This is a genomic window from Nocardia carnea NBRC 14403 (assembly GCF_000308515.1).
In the GTDB taxonomy this organism is placed as follows: domain Bacteria; phylum Actinomycetota; class Actinomycetes; order Mycobacteriales; family Mycobacteriaceae; genus Nocardia; species Nocardia carnea.
Genome location: NZ_BAFV01000018.1, coordinates 150,012 through 169,817, shown reverse-complemented (window position 1 = coordinate 169,817; position 19,806 = coordinate 150,012). Strand labels below are relative to the sequence as shown.

Sequence of the window (19,806 nt, the reverse complement as noted above, 5' to 3'; positions counted from 1 at the left end):
CGGGCGACCATACGCTGACAGCGTGGAAGGCATTCAGGAAAGCTCCGGGACCCCGACGACCGATCACCATGCCGCACTCTTCCGGCCGCTGACCGTCCGTTCACTCGACCTGGCGAACCGTATCGTCATGTCGCCGATGACTCGATCGGCTTCTCCGGGCGGAATCCCGGGCGCCGATGTCGCCCACTACTACCGGCGCCGCGCGGCCGGCGGGACGGGACTGATCATCACCGAGGGGGTCGCCATCGACCATCCGGCCGCCGTCGACAATCGGCGCGTACCCCGCATGTACGGCGAGGACGCGCTGGCCGGATGGCGGACCGTGGTCGAGGAGGTGCACGCGGCGGGGGGCCGGATCATTCCGCAGCTGTGGCATGTGGGTCCGCTGTGGGGCGCGATGAGCCGGACCGTCGACCCGGCCATCACGCCGATGCGGCCGTCCGGGCGGTGGGGTACCGCCGGGACCACGTCCTATTCCGACGAGTACGTCGCACGCGCCGCGCACCCCACCAGGCCGATGACCGACAGCGATCTCGCCGAGATCATCTCCGCCTATGTACGCGCGGCGGTCACCGCCACCGAACTCGGTTTCGACGGTATCGCCCTGCACGGCGGCCACGGCTACCTGCTGGATTCGTTTCTCTGGCACGACACCAATACGCGCGACGACCAGTGGGGTGGCGACCTCGCGGCGCGCAGCCGGTTCCCCGCCGCGGTGGTCGCGGCCATCCGCGAAGCCGTGGGCGCCGATATGCCCATATTCTTCCGTTTCTCCCAGCACAAACAGCAGGACTACACCGCCCGGATCGCCGAGACTCCCGACGAGTTGCAAGTGGTACTCGGCGCACTCGCCGATGCCGGTGTGGACGTTTTCGACGCCAGTATCCGGCGCTTCGACGTCCCGGCGTTCGAGGGCAGCGAGCTGTCGCTGGCCGGCTGGGCCAAGAAGCTCACCGGCGCGCATGCCATGGCCGTCGGCAGCGTCGGGCTCGGGAAACCGTTGCGCGACAGCCGCGCCGCGGGCGCTGCGGCGGTCGTCGACAATATCGCGGAGGTCGACCGCCGGATCGAGTCCGGCGAGTTCGACCTGATCGCCGCCGGACGCCTGCACCTGGCCGATCCCGCACTGGCGACAACCGTGCGTACCGGGGCACCACTGACACCGTTCGATCGCGCTGTCCACGAGGGCAGCCTGCACTGACCTGCGCCTCGCTTCGGCGAATCGACGCAATAACTGGAAGGCATCACCATGGGCCACGTACTGGACAAGATCATGCAGCACGCGGACGATATCCGCGCAGCAGCCGCCGAGGGCGAATCGCTGATGCGGCTTTCCGATACCACCGCGCAGCATCTGCGCGATTCTGGTGTCATCCGCATGCTCCAGCCGAAGGAGTACGGCGGGCTGGAGGCCCATCCCCGGGAGGCCGCCGAAACCACCATGGCCATCGCCGCGCTCGACGGCGCGGCGGGATGGGTCGCCGGGATCGTGGGCGTCCACCCGTGGGAACTCGCCTTCTTCGACACCAAGGCGCAGGAGGAGATCTGGGGCGCGGACAACGATATGTGGATGGCGTCGCCGTACGCACCGATGGGTATCGCGGTGCCGGTCGAGGGCGGCTACATTCTCAACGGGCGCTGGTCGTTCTCATCCGGCACCGATCACTGCGGCTGGATCATGATCGGTGCCGCGGTCGGCGACAAGGACGGTAAACGCACCGGCAAGGTGCTGCATGTGCTGCTGCCGCGGTCGGACTACGACATCGACCAGGACAGCTGGAACGTCATCGGCCTGCGCGGCACCGGATCGAAGGATCTGATCGTCAAGGATGCGTTCCTCCCCGAATACCGGACCCTCGACGCCGAGATCGTGATGAGCGGTAACGGCTGGCGCCATGCCGGACGCGACGAAACCCTGTACAAGTTCCCGTTCTCGTGCATCTTCCCGCTGGGTATCACCTCGGCGCTGATCGGCATGACCGAAGGCGCACTGGCCTGCTATATCGCGGCACAGAAGCAACGGGTCCAGGTCACCGGCGTCCCCATCAAAGAAGACCCCTACGTCCTGTACGCCATCAGCGAGGCGGCCGCGGAGATTTCCGCTGCCCGGGTATCGCTGCTGGAAACGGTGGACCGCTTCTGGGACAAAACCGAGCGCGGCGAGGAGGTCGGTTTCGAAGAACGCGCGATCGGCCGGCGCACCCAGATCGCGGCGGCATGGCGCGCGGTGCGCGCGATGGACGAGGTGTTCGCCCGGGCCGGCGGGGGGGCCGTGCACTTGAAGACCCCGATGCAGCGGTTCTGGCGCGACGCCCATGTCGGCCTCACCCACGCCATCCATGTGCCCGGCACGATCTACCATTCGGCAGCCCTGACCCAGCTCGGTGGTGACCCGCAGGGCCCGTTCCGCGCGATGATCTGACATCCCTCGGGTTTTCGCGTACCGGCCGCCGAGCTCTGGCGGCCGGCCGCGGTCACGTCGGGGGCTTGGACAGTTCGGCGCCGACGCCGTCTGTGCTGCGTCGGCCGACATGGGATTCGGTGCGCAGGCGTTCGGCCATATGGGGGTAGTGCAGTTCGAATGCGGGCCGTTCGGACCGGATGGGCGGCAGTTCGTAGAAGTTGTGCCGCGGCGGTGGACAGGTCGTCGCCCATTCCAGGGAGTTGCCGGCACCCCAGGGGTCGTCGACGGTGACCACCTCGCCGTAGCGGTAGCTCTTGAACGTGTTCCACACGAAGACGATCATGGACGCGCCCAGCACGAACGAACCGATGGTCGAGACGGTGTGCAGCGCGGTGAAACCGTCGTCGGGCTGATAGTCGGCGTAGCGGCGAGGCATCCCCTCGTCGCCCAGCCAGTGCTGGACGAGGAACGTGAGGTGGAACCCGATGAACGTGGTCCAGAAATGCACCCGGCCCAGGCGTTCGTCCATCAACCGGCCGGTGAGTTTCGGGAACCAGAAGTAGATACCGGCGAAGGTCGCGAACACGATGGTGCCGAACAGGACGTAGTGGAAATGCGCGACCACGAAATAGCTGTCGTGCACATGCCAGTTCAGCGGCGGACTGGCCAGGATCACTCCGGACAGGCCGCCGAACAGGAAGGTGACGAGGAAGCCGAGGGAGAACAGCATCGGTGTCTCGAAGGTCAGCTGGCCCTTCCACATCGTCCCGATCCAGTTGAAGAACTTCACCCCGGTCGGGACCGCGATCAAGAAGGTCATCAGCGAGAAGAACGGCAGCAGCACCGCACCGGTGGCGTACATATGGTGCGCCCACACCGCCATCGACAGCCCGGCGATCGATATCGTCGCGAACACCAGCGCGGTGTAGCCGAAGATCGGTTTACGGCTGAACACCGGGAAGATCTCGGAAACGATACCGAAGAACGGCAGCGCGACGATATACACCTCGGGATGCCCGAAGAACCAGAACAGATGCTGCCACAGCAGCACCCCGCCGACACCCGGATCGTAGATGTGCCCGCCGAGATGCCGATCATAGGCAAGCGCCATCAGCGCCGCGGTGAGGATCGGGAACGCCAGCAACACCAGGATGCTGGTGATGAAGACGTTCCAGGTGAAGATCGGCATCCGGAACATGGTCATTCCGGGGGCCCGCATACAGATCACCGTGGTCATCATGTTCACCGCACCGAGGATGGTGCCCAGACCCGATAACGCCAGCCCCATGATCCACAGATCCCCGCCGACACCCGGCGAGTACTGCATCGTGCTCAGTGGCGTGTACCCGGTCCACCCGAAGTCCGCGGCGCCGCCGGGAGTGATGAAACCGGCGGTCGCCATGGTCGCACCGAACAGGTAGAGCCAGTAACTCAAGGCATTGAGCCGTGGAAATGCCACATCCGGTGCGCCGATCTGCAACGGCAGGACGGCATTGGCGAAACCGAACACCACCGGCGTGGCATAGAACAGCAGCATGATCGTGCCGTGCATGGTGAACAGCTGGTTGTACTGCTCCGGTGAGAGGAACTGCAGTCCGGGACGCGCCAGCTCCCCGCGAATCAACAACGCCAGCAGACCACCGATCAGGAAGAACCCCGTCGCCGTCACCAGATACAGCACCCCGAGCACTTTCGGGTCGGTGGTGGTGACCATCTTCCACAAGTACGAACCCTTGGGCCCGACCCGAGCAGGAAAAGGCCGGACGGCAGTGAGCTCGGCCGGTGGAGATGGTGGAACTGCCATCGCACGCTCCTCTGTTCGGTCCACGCGGGGCCTCAGGGCCCGTTGCTCGCGGGCCTACCCCGGTCGTATCGCGCCAAACCCTGCCCGCTGCGCGGGGTGTACCGGGTGAGCGACACCCCTGGTCACCCAGTTTCTGCCGAAATCGCCCGCTACGGATACCTGCGGGCCGGCAGGTTTCGCCATACCGCTGACGATGCTGCTGGGCGCCACCGGGCTCGCGCTGCCGAACTCCGTCGCCTCGGTGTTGTCCCGGCACGGTTCAGCGGGGCAATCGCGATCGTCATGACCGGCACCGCAGCCCCTCGCCCTCGTCGGCTTCCTCGCCGCGCGCGGCGGCAGATCCGGCGGCCGAACGATCGGCGAACGTCCGGCGACCGGTAACGATCCCTGGGAGTGAACAAGGCGCCGCGAGGCCTGCCCGGGCGTGCTGCGCGTTCTACCATCGGCGGCGAACCGATTCGATCGCTGCGGCTCGGGCCGAGCGTGAGGGGAGCATGGTGTCCGAGATCTCCGCTGCCGGTGGACCGGGAGAACTGCGGCGCAGCCTGGGGGTGACCGATGCCGTGCTGATCGGGCTCGGTGCGATGCTCGGGGCCGGGATCTTCGCGGCCCTGGCGCCGGCGGCGCGGGCTGCGGGTTCGGGATTGCTGCTCGGGCTGGCCCTGGCGGCGGTGGTGGCCTACTGCAATGCCACATCCTCTGCCCGGCTGGCCGCGCGGTATCCGGCATCCGGCGGCACCTACGTGTACGGGCGGGAACGGCTCGGGGAGTTCTGGGGGTACCTCGCGGGCTGGTGTTTCGTCGTCGGCAAAACCGCTTCGTGCGCGGCAATGGCGCTGACCGTCGGTGCCTACGCCTGGCCCGAAAACGCGCACGCTGTTGCCACCGGTGCGGTGGTCGCGCTGACCGCGGTGAACTATCGCGGGGTCCAGAAGTCCGCGCTGCTGACGCGGGTGATCGTGGCGATCGTGCTGGCCGTGCTCGCCGCGGTGGTCGTCGCGGCGGCCCTCGGTGGCGGGGCGGGGCCGGAGCCGGGTTCCCGGACAGGATTCTCCGCCGGCGGCGTACTTCAAGCGGCTGGGTTGCTGTTCTTCGCGTTCGCCGGGTACGCGCGGATCGCCACGCTCGGTGAGGAAGTACGCGACCCCGCCCGCACCATCCCCCGCGCGATACCGCTCGCATTGGCGATCACTGTGGTCGTGTACACGCTCGTCGCCGTCGCGGCGCTGCGGACGCTGGGCGCGGACGGGCTCGCGGCGGCGACGGCTCCATTATCGGATGTGGCGGATGCGGCGGGCGCCAGTTGGCTCGCGCCGGTGGTGCGTGCGGGCGCGGTCGCCGCCGCGATGGGGTCACTGCTGGCATTGATCCTCGGGGTTTCCCGCACCACACTGGCCATGGCCCGGGACCGGCATCTCCCCCACGTCCTCGCGGCGGTGCATCCGCGTTTCGCGGTGCCGCATCGCGCCGAACTCGCAGTAGGGGCGGTGGTCGCGGTCGCCGCCGCGACCGTCGACATCACCGCGGCGATCGGTTTCTCCTCATTCGGAGTGCTGGTGTACTACGCGATCGCCAACGCTTCGGCATGGACGCTGCGGCCGTCCGAAGGGCGACCGCGACGGCTGATTCCGGTGATCGGCGTGACGGGATGTCTGGTGCTGGCCTTCAGCCTGCCCGCGCAAGCGGTTGTGACGGGCGCGCTCGTCGTCGCACTCGGAGCCCTGGTGTATGTAGTCCGCGGGCGTCCGGGTTCCCCCGCCGGTCCGGCGTCGAATACCGGACGTTAGAAGATCCGGCCAAGGGATTCATCGGCCGCAGGTCCGGTCCGTCCGGGAGGCGCCGCGATTCCAGCCCGAACCAAGCCCTCGTGACCCCGCTGCCGGAGGCGGACACCAACGCACCGGAGCCGGCTTCTCGCGGTGCGGATTACGTGACCGTGCCGAGACCTCGCACAGAGCGTGGAGCGACCCCACCGTGACTGCGGGCGCGAAAATTGATAGTTCCTTGTCTGGTATCGGGGCCCACAGCGGCGAACACTGGGTCCGTGCGCGAATGACGTCACTGTTCAGCCGATCAGAGGAAACGTTATGACAGCCAGAATCACCAAGATCTTCGCCGCGAGCACCATAGCCCTGGCTTTGGGCGTAATCGCAGCCCCCGCCGCATCTGCCCAGGTTCCCGTGATCCCGGGGTTGGGATCGGTCGAAATCTGCGTACCGGTGGGCAGCGCCGAAGTCTGTATCTGACTTCCCGGTACCCAGAACCTCCCACCGCCCGACGCACGCACGTGGTGCGAAATGAGCAGGCCGAGAATGCGCGGCCTGCTCATTCGCGTTTCGGTCCCGGGCACACAGGCATTGCCACCGCACCACAGTCATAGCTAATATCAATCGGTCCGACCGGTCGGGATCTGCCAACTCGACAGAACGGAACTCCTATGAGGCCAACAGCGCTTCTTCAGCGTGTCGGCCCCCGACTTCTCGGCGCGACCGTCGGGGCCGCCGCCCTTTTCTTCGCCGCCGCTCCCGCGGCCGCTCTCCCCGCAACCCTCGATCGGGTCCAGGCCGATAACGGCCCGAACCCGCTGGTCGAACTGCACAGCTACTGTTCTGCACCGGGACAGGTCGGGCATCTGGCCGACGGCACCACCGTCTACTGTTCACCGGTCTCGGGCAGCGACACCTTCGCATGGTCGTACTACACCGAACCGCTGCCGATGGATCCGAACGCCATCGACTACAACTGCGACAGCGCGAGTTGCACCTACCCCGACGGCTCCCAGGTCCCGGTCGAGCAGCGCTGCGGTATGCAGTGCGGTGAGCCGCCCACACCGGGTGACGTGCAGGACCACCTGAACAACTCCCGTCGCTGACGGTCCGGTTACCGACCGTCACACGTCGATCGAATGGGCCCGGCCGTGGACGATGATCCACGGCCGGGTCCCGACCCGGCGTGCGGGACTGTGCCGACGCCGTACGGATCACCCGTGCCCGTTGCGGCTGCTATCGTCGTGGAGTCATCGAGATACAGGAGACCGACCGTGGTTGGTGAACTCGACATCTCCGGAGCCACCCGGCTCTGACGGCCACCAGTTGGGCGCATACGGGCGCCGCTGTCGTGGCCATGTCGTCGTTCATTGATCACTTTCCCGGCGCAATCGCACGCCGGACGACATACGAGGTCTCCTCCCATGGCTGATGCCTTCATCGTCTGTTCGAATCTGTCGTTCTCCTGGCCGGACGACACCCCCGTGTTCACCGATCTGTCCTTCACCGTGCCCGGCGGGCGTACCGGGCTCGTGGCCCCGAACGGTGCCGGTAAGAGCACACTGCTTCGCCTGATCGCGGGCGATCTGCGCCCTGTCGCCGGAAGCGTCACCGTCGATGGAGTACTCGGGTACCTCCCGCAGACTCTGCCGCTGACCGGCAATATGACCGTCGCCGAACTCCTGGGCGTCGCCCCGGTCCTGGCGGCGCTGGAAGCGATCGAGTTGGGTGATACCGCCGAAGAACACTTCGCCACCATCGGTTCGGAGTGGGATATCGAGGAACGCACCCGCGCCCAGCTGGAGCGGCTGGGTATCGGCGAACTCGAGCTCACCCGCCGGCTGGACACTCTCAGTGGCGGTCAGGTCGTTTCGCTGGGACTGGCGGCACAACTGCTCCGGCGGCCCGACGTCCTGCTGCTCGACGAACCCACCAACAACCTCGATCGGGATGCGCGACACCGGCTCTACGATCTGCTCGGCGAATGGAACGGCTGCCTGCTGCTGGTGAGCCACGACCGGGCGCTACTGGACCGGATGGACCGCATCGCCGAACTCCATGCCGGCGAAATCGGCTATCACGGCGGTAATTTCACCGAATACGAGCAGGCGGTGCGGGCCGCGCGGGAGGTCGCGGAAAAGAACATCCGCAATGCGGAGCAGGAGGTAAAACGCGAGAAGCGGGAGTTGCAGCAGGCCCGGGAACGCGCCGCCCGCCGCGCGAGCACCGCGGCCCGCAATCTCGGCAATGCCGGTCTGCCGAAGATCTTCGCGGGCACCATGAAACGTAACGCGCAGGAATCGGCGGGACGCGCCGCCGGTACGCACAACGCCCGGGTCGATGCCGCCCGAGCCCGGCTCGACCAGGCTGAACGGACGTTGCGCGCCGACCATAAGGTCGCATTGCAACTTCCCGGTACGAATGTCCCGGCCGGGCGCACCGTGTTCCTCGGTGAAAGTATCCGCTACAGCATCGGCAACCGGCAGATATTCGCCGAACCGGGTGTCGACCTGGCGATCCGCGGCCCCGAACGGATCGCGCTGACCGGCCCGAACGGCGCCGGGAAATCCACCCTGCTGCGCCTGCTCCACGGTGATCTGTCCGCCGAGTCCGGCGAGATCACCCGCGCAGACGGCCGGGTGGCATACCTGTCGCAGCGGCTGGATCTCCTCGACCCCGACCGCACCGTGGCCCAGAACCTGGCCGCATCCGCCCCCGAACTTCCGGCAGCCCAGCGGATGAACCTGCTGGCACGCTTCCTGTTCCGGGGTTCCCGGGTGCAGCTGCGGGTAGGTGACCTCTCCGGCGGTGAACGGTTGCGGGCCACTTTGGCCTGCATTCTGTTCGCCGAACCCGCACCACAGCTCCTATTGCTCGACGAGCCGACCAACAACCTCGACCTGACAAGCGTCGGGCAACTGGAGAACGCGCTCGACGCCTACGAGGGAGCGTTCGTGGTGGTCAGCCATGACGAACGGTTCCTCGCCGAAATAGGCGTGCAGCGCTGGTTGCGGCTATCCGAAGGAACGCTGTCGGAAATTGCGGCCCCGGTGATCGAGGGCTGAATACCGAGGTCCACGCCATTCGCAGGTCGTCGTCCGGGCCGGCCACCTGGTACGCGCACGCGGCTGGGACGCGGTCCGGAATAGCCACACAGGGGCAATACCGAACGCTCACAGTGGAATACGTTCGAGGCTGCCGGATTCCATGGCAACCCACAGCGCACCGTCCGGCCCGACCGCCAACCCATGTGGTTCCGCGCCGGCCAGCTCCGTCTCGGTGATCTCGCCTGCCAGGGTGATGCGGCCGAGCCGCGAGGTCGCCCATTCGGTGAACCACAGGGCGCCGTCGGGTCCCGCGATGATGGCGTGGGGTTTGGCGGCACGTTCGGGTAGCGGGAATTCCGTGATCTCGCCGTCGATACCGATTCGGCCGATCTGGCCGGCGCCGATCTCCACGAACCACAGCGCACCGTCCGGCCCCCGGGTTATGCCGACCGGCATGGCCTGTTCGGTGGGCAACGGGTAAATGGTCGTGGTGCCCTCGAGATCGGTGCGGCCGATCGCGTTGCCATGATTGAGCGTGTACCACAGCGCATCGTCGGGTCCGGTAACAATCATCGAGGGCATCCCGGCGGCCGGGTAGCGGGTGATGGATCCGTCGCCGGCCAACCGGCCGATGCGGTCGGCCTGGAGCTCGGTGAACCACAGGGCACCATCCGGTCCGGTGGTCAGACCATACGGGGATTCGGCCGGAACCCAGGCGAGATCACCGGCCGCGGTGATCCGGCCGATACGGTTCCCGCGGAATTCACTGAACCACATGGACTCGCCGGGACCGGGCACGATCACCGTCGGCTGCCCGCCGGGTGGATCCAGCGGATAGGTCTGCACCTCACCATCGCGATATCGGCCGACCGCACCCACCTCGACCGTGGTGAACCACAGCGCATCGTCCGGACCGAGACTCACCCCGTACGGCGACCCGGAAATTCGGACCACAGACCCTCCTGCTCGTCGTGCCGGCGGACGACATGTCCGCGGCAGTCACCGAATCCACGGCGGCAGCCGCGGATCGATGACAGAGGTTCCGAGCCTGCCATATCCGAGTGGACGGCCGCGACATTGCGCGGCTGTCACCCGGATCTGCTCGCCCCTCGGGCGCCACACACAATTCCGGACGGCGCGAACGGACGGCGCGTGCGCGGGTTCCCGGACTGCTGCCGAGTACCGAGTTGGGATCGGTCAGCGCGCCGGTATTCGCTGTACCGGCGCCGGGATTCCCCGCAAGCGATCCTGCCGGCCACCGATCGCCGGGCCTGATCGGGCATAACGCCGACCGGCGGGCGGCCGGGTGCCGGCCGTCCGCCATCGCACCGCTACGGGATCAGGCGGTGGAGAGCTGCGCCTGCCACATCCAGTGCAACTGCTCGAGCCGAGCCGCGATCTCGATGAAGAGATCCTGCGTCACCGGGTCGGCCTTCTCGGTGACGTCGATACGCTCGCGGAACCGGCGGATCACGGTGGTGAGGTTGTCGACTATCGCGTTGATGACCGCGGTGTCCTGCTGCCAGCCGTCGGGGAATTCCAGCCCGGCCGCTTCCTTGGCCACGGTGGCCGCGCGTCCGTCGGGGCTGACGCCGATGGCGGTGGCCCGTTCGGCAGCGGAATCGGTGAACTCGCGGGCCGCGCTCACCAGTTCGTCGAGGGCCAGGTGCACGGAGCGGAAGTGGGTGCCGAGCACATTCCAGTGGGCCTGTTTGGCGATCAGAGACAGATCGATCAGGTCGACGACGCTGGCGCGCAGCGCGTCGCCGGTGATGCGCTGCTGTTCCGGGTCGAGTGTGCTCTTGATCGGGACGTTCATCCTCGGATGCCCTTTCTCTCGTTGCGCTCGATGCGCCGGACAGGGAGCGACTACCCGGCCGCTCAGCGCTCAATCACCGATATCGGTGTAATCGCGACCACGATCCCGTCCCTCCGTGAAACCCCGCGAGACGGGCCGGGCAACCCACGTTTCGCCGGTGCCGGCCCGGGTAGGACGCGGGCGGATCGCAACCAGGCACTCGGAAAGGAGCAGGTATGGGCCAGCAGCACAATCTGACCGGTCAACGGGTCGCGGTGCTCGCGGCGGACGGAGTGGAACAGGTCGAACTCGTCCAGCCGCGGTCGGCGGTGGAGGATGCCGGGGCAAGTACTGCCCTGCTGTCGCTGAAACCGGGCGAGATCCAGGCTATGAACCACGACGTGGAGAAGGGTGACACCTTCCGGGTGGACCGGGTGGTCGGCGAATGCAGCCCGGATGAATTCGATGCCCTGCTCCTCCCCGGCGGCACCACCAACCCCGACAAACTCCGCCAGGACCCGGACGCCGTCCGCTTCGTGCGTGATTTCTTCGCCACCGGTAAACCGGTCGGGGTGATCTGTCACGGACCGTGGACCATGGTGGAGGCAGACGTGGTGCGCGGCCGCACACTCACCTCGTACCCCAGCGTGCGGACCGATATCCGCAACGCGGGCGGGAATGTGGTGGACGACCAGGTGGTCACCGACCATGGCCTGGTGTCCAGCCGCAACCCGGACGATCTGCCCGCCTTCTGCGCGAAGATCGTCGAGGAATTCGCCGAAGGCGAACATCGCGTACATCCGGAAGGCGCGACCGCGAACCGCTGACCGGCGCCGATCTGGTGCGGCAGGGAACGACCGGCTGCCGCGGGCCGACGGGCGCCGCCCTCATGAGGCCGTGCCCAGTAAGGGCGACCGCGCCACACCGCGGCGGGCCGCGTCGAGCCGGCGATGCCGAGTAGGTCCGGCCTGGTCAGAGACGTGTAGACGCACCGAGCAGAAACCGCGCGGAGGTATGCGGGTGCCGCGCGGGTCGAAGCTGCGCGGCCCGAGTCAGAACGGCCGGAGTCAGAAGGGATAGCGCGCGATATCGGATTGCATTGTGACCCACTGTGTTTCGGTGAAGGTGTCCAGGTTCGCGGTCGGCCCGCCGAAACGCCCACCGACACCGGAGGCTTTGACCCCACCGAACGGGATCGGAGCCTCGTCGTCCACGGTCTGATCGTTGATATGGACGGCGCCGGACTCGATCCGGTCGGCGAGTTCGTAGGCCCGGTACGCGTCTGCGGTGAGGATGCCGACCGAGAGCCCGTATTCGGAGGCGTTGATGATCTCGATGGCCTCCTCGATGGTGTCGTAGGTCAGGACCGGGGCGACCGGCCCGAAGATCTCTTCGGTCCATGCCGGGTTGTCGGCGGTGAGGCCGGTGAGCACGGTCGGCCGGTAGTACAGGTCGGTGTATTCGCCGCCCGCCGCGATGGTCGCGCCCGCCTCGGCGGCGGCGGTGACCAGGGCGTGGACGCGGTCGCGCTGGCCGGCGTCGATGATCGGACCCAGCGCGTTGCCCGAATCGGCCGGGTCGCCGACCGGGATGCGGTTCGCCGTGGCGACCAGCGCCGCGGTGTATTCCTCCGCGATCGAGGTGTGCACCAGATGCCGGCCGGTGGTCATGCAGATCTGGCCCTGATGCAGGAACGAACCCCACGCACCCGCTGAGGCGGCCGCCTCGATATCGGCGTCCGGCAGTACCAGCAGGGCATTGTTGCCGCCCAGTTCCAGGTGCAGTTTCTTCAGCAGCGGCCCCGCCGAGGCGGCGATCCGGCGGCCCGCCGCGGTCGAACCGGTGAACGACAGGCACGGCACCTGCGGATGTTCCACCAGCGCCGCCCCGAGTTCACCGCCGCCCGGCAGCACGTGCAGGACTCCGGCAGGCAGGCCGGCTTCGCGGAAGAGTTCGGCCAGGGCCAGGCCACCCGCGATCGAGGTGCGGGGGTCGGGTTTGAGGATCACCGCATTGCCCAGGGCGAGCGCCGGCGCCACCGACCGCATCGACAGGATGGCCGGGAAGTTGAACGGTGAGATCACACCCACGACACCCACCGGCACCCGCCGGGCCACCGATAACCGGGGCTTTCCGGATCGCAGCATCTCCCCGTACGGGTGCGATGCGAGGGCTGCCGACTCTTGCAGTTCACTGGTCACCAGCCCGACCTCGAACGCGGCCTTGCCCTGTCCGGACCCGGCCTCGGCAACAAGCCAGGAAGCCAGCCGGTCCGGATTGTCGGCCAGCAGCTGCGCTGCGCGCAGCAGTACGGCCACGCGTTTGTCGTAGGTCAGCGCGGCCCATTCCCGTTGCGCGGCCACTGCCGAACGTACGGCGCGCTCGAGATCGTCGGTCCCGGCTTCGCCGACCGTATCGATGGCCGCTCCCGTGGCAGGCGAGATCACCGGCAGCGTCCGGGTGGCGGGGCGGAAGGCGCCGTCGAACAGCGCACCGTGCCAGGCGGTGGTGGCGGGGTCGGCGGTGGTCGTCATGGGGACTCCTGTGGTGGGGTGCGTGGGTCCGCGTGATCAGTATCGCCGCGACGCCACCGCGGGCGGCCGGGACGTACCGAATGCGCTCTCGGGCAATACTTTTGATTTATCGGGCAGGCTGCCACCCGGTGTAGGCCTCGGCCAGGTAGGCCGCGCCGTGCCGGGATCCGGTGACCAGCCCCAGCTCCCCGCGCTGCCGCTCGATATCGAAATCGGAGGCGCCGTCGACGGAGTGCAGCATAGTGGTCATCCAGTACGAGAAATGCTGGGCCTTCCAGACCCGGTCCAGCGCCCGCTCGGTGTAGTTGTCCAGTGCACGGTCCCCGGCGCCGGCAAGGAAATCGGTGATCGATTCGTGCAGGACTTTCACGTCCGCGAGAGCGAGGTTCAACCCTTTCGCGCCGGTCGGCGGGACGGTGTGCGCGGCATCGCCGGCCAGCAGCAGCCGGCCGTGCCGCATCGGGGCGGTGACGAAGGACCGGAACGGTAACACCATCTTGGCGCTGATCGGGCCCTCCCGGATTTCGAACCCGTTCCCGTTCACTCGCCGGCGCATCTCGGCCCAGACCCGGTCGTCGTCCCATTCGTCGGGGCGTTCGCCGGGTGAGCACTGGAAGTACATCCGCTGCACGGTGGGTGTGCGCTGGCTGACCAGCGCGAATCCGTGGTCGGAGTGCGCGTAGATCAGTTCCGGATGTGAGGGCGGCGCCTCGGCGAGGAAACCGAACCAGGCGAAGGGGTATTCGCGGAACCATTCGCGGCGGGTGCCTTCCGGGAAGGTTTTCCGGCAGACCGAACGCGACCCGTCGGCACCGACCACCAGCTCCGCCTCGAGGCGACAGGGCTGCCCGTCCGCGTCGGTGAAGGAGACGGTGGGCCGCTCCCCCGAGATATCCACCGCGGTATCGGCCACGCCGTAGCGCACATCACCCTGGTCGGCTTCCCGCCGGGCGGCCAGATCGACGAACACATCGTTCTGCGGATACAGCCAGACCGATTCGCCGACCAGTTCCTGGAAGTCGATGCGGTGGTTGTCGCCGCCGAACCGGAACACCACACCGTCGTGCCGGTCGCCCTCGGTGATCACGCGACCGGAGACACCGGTGTCCACCAGCGTGCGCACCGAACCCGCCTCGAGAATGCCGGCGCGGATCGTGGTGGCGATCTCTTCGCGGCCGCGGATATCGACGACCACCGAGTCGATTCCGGAGCGGTGCAGCAGATGTGACAGCAGCAGACCGGCCGGACCCGCGCCGACTATGGCTACCTGGGTGCGGGTGGATTTCATACGGCGTACTCCTTCGACTGCTCGGGTCCGGACGGTGTGGCGGGTGGGTTCGCATGCCGGGCGGCCAGTCCGGGCACTGTGGCCAGCGCGAGCAGCCCGAGCCCGGCGACCAGAGCGAAGAAGTAGAAACCCCACGGATGCGCGGAACCGGAGACGATGAGCGCTCCGGTGATACTCGGGCCGAAGATGGCGCCGAGCCGGCCGACAGCGGCCGCGAGTCCGAGCGCGGTAGCCCGCACTTCGGCCGGGTAGGCCTGGGTGACGTAGGCGTAGACGAGTACCTGGGCCGAGAACACGAAGATTCCGGTGACCAGAACCAGCGCATTGAGCAGCAGGGTGCTGGACACCTTGATGCTGAGCAGCGCGAGCAGTACGGCGGCGGCTCCGAACCAGACCAGGATCGTCGGTTTGGTCCCGCGGCGGTCGGCGAGCACGCCCGCGACGACGAGCCCGATGATCGCACCGATATTGAGCACCAGCAGCAGGGTCAGCGAGGTGGACATGTTGTATCCGGCGTCGCGCATCAGTTTCGGCAGCCAGGTGTTCAGGCCGTAGACCAGCAGCAGGCCCATGAACGAGCCGACCCATACACCGAGCGTGGTGCGCAGGTATTTCGGCTGCAGCACCACGGTGGGCTTCACGCGTTCGGCCTTGCCCTGCGCCGCGAGATAGGCATCGGATTCGGGCAGCTTGAACCACATCAGCGGCAACAGCACCAGGCCGGCAACGCCGCCGGCATAGAACAGAATCTCCCAGCTGGGGATGAGCCAGAGCGCGGCCACCGACGCCAGTACCGCGCCGAAGTGGTAGCCGGTCATGGTGAAGGTACTGGCGAACGCGCGGCGCGAGGCCGGCATATGTTCGGCCATGAAGGTGAGCGCGGTGGGCATACACGCGCCGAGCCCGAGCCCGGCCAGCAGCCGGAAAGCCCCGAAGACCTCGACCGAACCGGCCCACGGTACGGCGAACGTGAACACCGAGAACAGCAGGATCGAACCCAGTAGCACGCTGCGGCGGCCGTAGCGGTCGGCCAGCGGTCCGACCCCGGCGGCACCGATCGCCACGCCGACCAGGGAGATGGTCGCGGCGAAGGTGGCGCTAGCGGCGGTGAAACCGATGTGGTTCTCGTCGATGAGGGTCGGGATGACCGCGCCGAGCACGACCAGGTCGTACCCGTCGAGCAGCACGGTGAGCCAGCAAAGCGCAGCCGGCCACGACAGTAATTTGTTCATGATTGGGGATTCATTTCTGATCTTCGGGTCAGCGTCGACCCGGGCTGTGATGGCACTCACGCTAGGCTGGCGTCTTTCAGAAATCCAATAGATGTTTTTCTGTTCTCGGATAGAGGAGATCTATGCCCGACTTCGACCTCAACCTCGTGCGCACCTTCGTCCTGCTGTACGAGACCCGTAGCGTGACCGCCGCCGCCGATCTGCTCGGCGTCACCCAGCCGACGGTCAGCTACGGTCTCGGCAAACTGCGCCGCCGCCTCGACGACGAACTCTTCGTTCGCGGGCCGGGTGGCCTGGTCCCCACCTCGGAAGCCGAGCGCCTGTACCCGCCGCTGCGTCGCGCACTCGCCGATGTCACCGAAACCCTCGGCACCACCGCGGAGTTCGATCCCGGCCGGCCGACACAATTCACCCTGGGACTCTCCGACCTGGGCGAAGTGACCGTCCTGCCGCTCGTCCTGGCCGAACTCGCGGCGCAGGCCCCGCAGGCCCGGTTACGGGTGGCGGCATTCGACGTGGAAACGGCAACCGACCGGCTGACCCGCGGTGAGATGGACGCGATCGTTGCCAGCCCGGTCCTGGATTCGCCGCGGCTGCGCCGGACCGTGCTGTTCACCGAGGGCTACGCCGGAATGGTCGCCGCCGACCACCCGCGGCTGAGGTCGGCAAACCCGGCCCAGGCCGAACTCGAACGGGAACGCCATGTCGTGGTCGACGGCGCGACCGGGCATACCGGCCCGCGAAAGGCATTGGTCGAACACCGGCTGGAGAACCGGATCGCGGTGCGGGTGACCCGATTCGCCACCCTCCCCTACGTGGTGCAGGACAGCGAACTCGTCGCGATCGTCCCGGAGCGGGTCGCCCGGGCATTGGCGCGGACGCATGCGGTTCGTATCTTCGCCCTGCCGTGGCCGATCGAACCGGTCGAGGTGGCCGCCTATACGCGCCATGCGCCGGAACGCGGAGGACCGCAACAGTGGTTTCTGGAGGTCATCCGGACGGCGATGACGCGTATGCCGGCGTTGTGAGCCGCGCCGTCAGCCCACCCGCGCCGACAGTTCCGCGGCGATTTCGATCTCCGCACCGGTGGCCGCGCGCACCTCGGCGACGGTGACGCCCGGCGCGGTTTCCACCAGTACCAGCCCGTTCTCGGTGACGTCGAGGACCGCGATATCGGTGATGATCCGATCCACGCAGCCGAGTCCGGTGAGGGGCAGGGTGCACTCGTCGACGATCTTCGGTTCCCCCGAACGCGAGACGTGTTCCATCATCACGATCACCCGGCGCGCACCGTGCACCAGATCCATCGCCCCGCCCATCCCCTTGACCATCTTGCCCGGAATCATCCAGTTGGCGAGGTCACCACGGGCGCTGACCTGCATCGCGCCGAGAACGGCCACATCGACCTGCCCGCCGCGGATCATGCCGAACGATGCCGCCGAATCGAAGAACGAGGCGCCGGGCAGCACGGTGATGGTTTCCTTGCCCGCGTTGATCAGTTCGGGATCGAGTTCTTCTTCGGTCGGGTACGGCCCGACACCGAGGACACCGTTCTCCGAATGCAGCACGACGGTGATGTCGTCGGGCAGATAGTTGGGCACCAGGGTCGGCATGCCGATACCGAGGTTGACGTACTGTCCGTCGGCGAGTTCGGCGGCGACTCGGGCCGCCATCTGTTCGCGGGTCAGTTTCATGCGCGCACCGTCCTGTTCTCGATTCCTACGTCGACCTTGCCGACCGGTACGACCCGCTGGACCTGGATACCGGGCGTGTGCACCTGGTCGGGGTCGAGTTCGCCGGGTTCCACCAGATGTTCGACCTGGGCGATGGTGATCCGGCCCGCTGCGGCCGCGGGCGGGTTGAAGTTGCGGGCGCTGGCGCGGTACACGAGGTTGCCGTGCCGGTCGCCTTTCCAGGCGTGAACGAGGGCGTAATCGGTGACGATTCCGCGTTCCATGACATAGGTGACCCCGTCGAATTCGCGGGTTTCCTTCGGCGGACCGGCCACCGCGACCCCGCCCGCACCGTCGTAGCGCAAGGGCAGACCACCGTCGGCGACCTGGGTGCCCACACCCGCAGGGGTGAAGAATGCCGGTATCCCCGCACCACCGGCGCGCATCCGCTCGGCGAGAGTGCCCTGCGGCGTCAGCTCCACCTCGAGCTCACCGGACAGGTACTGGCGGGCGAACTCCTCGTTGGCGCCGACATAGGAGCTGATCGTGCGGCGGATCCGGTGGGCCGCCAGCAGGACGCCGAGGCCGAACCCGTTGGTGCCGCAGTTGTTGCTGACGACCTCCAGGTCCGTGGCGCCCTGGTCGAGCAGGGCGTTGATCAGCGCTTCGGGGATGCCGACCAGCCCGAATCCGCCGACGGCCAGTGATGAACCGTCGGGGATATCGGCGACCGCTTCGGCGGCTGAGGCAAAGACTTTGTCCATCACGCGCTCCACACTAACCGCATTTGTACGTATTGTGAACTCATGTGCGTATAGTGAACGCACCGGACAGTGATTGCCCCGGCCGCCGCCGAGTCCTATGCTGTTCGCATCCCGTAGCAGTGTCCACATCCCGAACGCGAGGTCGCGCGCATGCTCCAACTGCCACCGCGGTACCGCGGTATCGACAAGAACGAGGAAGCTCCGCTCGACTTCGCCGAATACCGCTCCACCACCCTCCGCCACCCCAAACAACCGCTGATCCTGCTCCCGCAGCGGCTGGGTGAACTCACCGGCCCGGTACTCGGCGAAGGCCGCGCCACCGAGGCCGACGCCGATCTGACCCTGGCCCGCGGCGGCGAAGCACAGGGCCAGCGCATCATCGTCCACGGCCGCGTCCTCGACAGCGACCACAAACCGGTACCCCACACCCTCGTCGAAATCTGGCAGGCCAACGCCGGCGGCCGCTACCGCCACCAGGGCGACCAGTGGCCCGCACCGCTGGACCCGCATTTCGACGGCGTCGGCCGCGTCCTCACCGACAGCGACGGCCACTACTCGTTCACCACGATCAAGCCGGGCGCCTACCCCTGGGGCAACCACCACAACGCCTGGCGGCCCGCCCATATCCATTTCTCCCTGTTCGGGCGCGCCTTCACCCAGCGCCTGGTCACCCAGATGTACTTTCCGGACGACCCGATGTTCTTCCAGGACCCGATCTACAACTCGGTTCCCGACGGCGCCCGCCAGCGCATGGTCAGTGTGTTCGACTACAGCGCCACCAAAGACAACTGGGCCCTGGGTTTCCGGTTCGACATCGTGTTGCGCGGTCGCGACGCGACCCCCTTCGAAGAGGAGGACGATCACGATGAGTGATACCGAATTCGCGCCCCGCTATCCCGTGACCCCCGGGGATTTCACCACGGTCGAATTCGGGCCGACCCCGTCGCAGACCGTGGGCCCCTACCTCCATATCGGACTTCCGTGGCCCGATGGACCCGATGTGGTCGCACCGGGAACCGACGGATCGACAACCGTCACAGTGACAGTGGTCGATGGGGGACGCAATCCCGTTCCCGACGGCCTCGTCGAAATCTGGCAGGCCAACCGCGACGGCGTTTTCGAGCATCCGGACGATCCGCGCCCGCAAACCGATCCGGCATTCCGCGGTTTCGGGCGATGCCCCGTCGATACCAACGGCACCGCCCGGTTCACCACCGTCAAACCCGGTGCGGTCGCGGTCGGCGACGGATCCGATCAGGCACCACATCTGAACGTCTCGGTTTTCGCCCGGGGCATGCTCGACCGGTCGATCACCCGCCTCTACTTCCCCGACGAGCAGGCCGCCAACGCTACCGACCCGGTACTAACCGCACTCCCGGAAAATCAGCGGCACAAGCTGATCGCCGCCGCCACCCCCGAGGGCTACCACCTCGATATCGTGCTGCAGGACGCCGACCCGGACGGTGCCGAGACGCCGTTCTTCTACCTGTAGGAGT

At 67.3% G+C, this 19,806-nt stretch carries 18 protein-coding genes; 10 read left to right on the top strand and 8 right to left on the bottom strand.

Features of this window, described 5'->3' with window-relative positions:
* Nucleotides 1–22 precede the first annotated feature (22 nt).
* Nucleotides 23–1,201, top strand: coding sequence for an NADH:flavin oxidoreductase (locus ON22_RS06165; RefSeq protein WP_231508691.1), 1,179 nt, complete (start codon nt 23–25; stop codon nt 1,199–1,201).
* 48 nt (nt 1,202–1,249) lie between these two features.
* Nucleotides 1,250–2,422, top strand: a complete 1,173-nt coding sequence (locus tag ON22_RS06160; protein WP_033245992.1) for an acyl-CoA dehydrogenase family protein — start codon at nt 1,250–1,252, stop codon at nt 2,420–2,422.
* A gap of 52 nt (nt 2,423–2,474) precedes the next feature.
* On the opposite strand, the gene ctaD is transcribed toward ON22_RS06160, so the two are convergent.
* A complete protein-coding gene (ctaD, locus tag ON22_RS06155) occupies nt 2,475–4,208 on the bottom strand; it encodes an aa3-type cytochrome oxidase subunit I (protein WP_033245991.1) in 1,734 nt (577 codons plus the stop codon).
* A gap of 506 nt (nt 4,209–4,714) precedes the next feature.
* Here ctaD and ON22_RS06150 point away from each other — a divergent pair.
* The 4 genes from ON22_RS06150 (at nt 4,715) to abc-f (ending at nt 9,039) form a co-directional block, all read left to right on the top strand.
* Nucleotides 4,715–5,995: an APC family permease gene (locus ON22_RS06150; RefSeq protein ID WP_255218512.1), complete on the top strand. Its 1,281-nt coding sequence runs from the start codon at nt 4,715–4,717 to the stop codon at nt 5,993–5,995.
* A gap of 300 nt (nt 5,996–6,295) precedes the next feature.
* Entirely contained in the window at nt 6,296–6,454 is a 159-nt protein-coding gene (locus ON22_RS36565; RefSeq protein WP_156052373.1) for a hypothetical protein, read from the top strand.
* A 191-nt stretch (nt 6,455–6,645) separates the two neighbouring features.
* Nucleotides 6,646–7,080, top strand: a complete 435-nt coding sequence (locus tag ON22_RS06140; protein ID WP_033245989.1) for a hypothetical protein — start codon at nt 6,646–6,648, stop codon at nt 7,078–7,080.
* A 318-nt stretch (nt 7,081–7,398) separates the two neighbouring features.
* Nucleotides 7,399–9,039 (top strand): ribosomal protection-like ABC-F family protein, encoded by a 1,641-nt coding sequence (gene abc-f / locus ON22_RS06135; RefSeq protein WP_033245988.1) that lies wholly within the window; start codon nt 7,399–7,401, stop codon nt 9,037–9,039.
* A 108-nt stretch (nt 9,040–9,147) separates the two neighbouring features.
* On the opposite strand, the gene ON22_RS06130 is transcribed toward abc-f, so the two are convergent.
* Together ON22_RS06130 and ON22_RS06125 are read right to left on the bottom strand one after the other, a co-directional pair.
* A complete protein-coding gene (locus ON22_RS06130; RefSeq protein WP_033245987.1) occupies nt 9,148–9,975 on the bottom strand; it encodes a Vgb family protein in 828 nt (275 codons plus the stop codon).
* 385 nt (nt 9,976–10,360) lie between these two features.
* Nucleotides 10,361–10,840 carry a Dps family protein gene (locus tag ON22_RS06125; RefSeq protein ID WP_033245986.1) on the bottom strand — a complete coding sequence of 160 codons (480 nt, stop codon included), beginning with the start codon at nt 10,838–10,840 and terminating at the stop codon, nt 10,361–10,363.
* Between the two features lie 215 nt (nt 10,841–11,055).
* Here ON22_RS06125 and ON22_RS06120 point away from each other — a divergent pair, with 215 nt between their 5' ends.
* Nucleotides 11,056–11,646 carry a type 1 glutamine amidotransferase domain-containing protein gene (locus ON22_RS06120; protein WP_033245985.1) on the top strand — a complete coding sequence of 197 codons (591 nt, stop codon included), beginning with the start codon at nt 11,056–11,058 and terminating at the stop codon, nt 11,644–11,646.
* Between the two features lie 240 nt (nt 11,647–11,886).
* Here the strand turns inward: ON22_RS06120 and ON22_RS06115 are convergent, their stop codons facing one another.
* From ON22_RS06115 to ON22_RS06105, 3 genes are all read right to left on the bottom strand, one after another.
* Nucleotides 11,887–13,353, bottom strand: coding sequence for an aldehyde dehydrogenase family protein (locus ON22_RS06115; RefSeq protein WP_033245984.1), 1,467 nt, complete (start codon nt 13,351–13,353; stop codon nt 11,887–11,889).
* A 106-nt stretch (nt 13,354–13,459) separates the two neighbouring features.
* Nucleotides 13,460–14,641, bottom strand: a complete 1,182-nt coding sequence (locus tag ON22_RS06110; RefSeq protein ID WP_033245983.1) for a 4-hydroxybenzoate 3-monooxygenase — start codon at nt 14,639–14,641, stop codon at nt 13,460–13,462.
* On the bottom strand, nt 14,638–15,873 hold the full coding sequence (locus ON22_RS06105) for an MFS transporter (protein ID WP_051157205.1): 1,236 nt from the start codon (nt 15,871–15,873) through the stop codon (nt 14,638–14,640). The genes ON22_RS06110 and ON22_RS06105 overlap by 4 nt, the downstream gene beginning before the upstream one ends.
* Before the next feature lie 122 nt (nt 15,874–15,995).
* On the opposite strand from ON22_RS06105, the gene ON22_RS06100 reads away from it, so the two are divergent.
* Nucleotides 15,996–16,901 carry a LysR family transcriptional regulator gene (locus ON22_RS06100; protein WP_033245982.1) on the top strand — a complete coding sequence of 302 codons (906 nt, stop codon included), beginning with the start codon at nt 15,996–15,998 and terminating at the stop codon, nt 16,899–16,901.
* Between the two features lie 9 nt (nt 16,902–16,910).
* Here the strand turns inward: ON22_RS06100 and ON22_RS06095 are convergent, their stop codons facing one another.
* A complete protein-coding gene (locus ON22_RS06095) occupies nt 16,911–17,567 on the bottom strand; it encodes a CoA transferase subunit B (RefSeq protein ID WP_033245981.1) in 657 nt (218 codons plus the stop codon).
* A complete protein-coding gene (locus ON22_RS06090) occupies nt 17,564–18,310 on the bottom strand; it encodes a CoA transferase subunit A (RefSeq protein WP_033245980.1) in 747 nt (248 codons plus the stop codon). The genes ON22_RS06095 and ON22_RS06090 overlap by 4 nt, the downstream gene beginning before the upstream one ends.
* A 150-nt stretch (nt 18,311–18,460) precedes the next feature.
* On the opposite strand from ON22_RS06090, the gene pcaH reads away from it, so the two are divergent.
* The gene (pcaH, locus tag ON22_RS06085) at nt 18,461–19,183 is read left to right on the top strand and encodes a protocatechuate 3,4-dioxygenase subunit beta (protein WP_033245979.1); all 723 of its coding nucleotides are present in this window, start codon (nt 18,461–18,463) and stop codon (nt 19,181–19,183) included.
* Nucleotides 19,176–19,802 (top strand): protocatechuate 3,4-dioxygenase subunit alpha, encoded by a 627-nt coding sequence (pcaG, locus tag ON22_RS06080; RefSeq protein WP_033245978.1) that lies wholly within the window; start codon nt 19,176–19,178, stop codon nt 19,800–19,802. Before pcaH ends, pcaG begins: the two co-directional genes overlap by 8 nt.
* Nucleotides 19,803–19,806 lie beyond the last annotated feature (4 nt).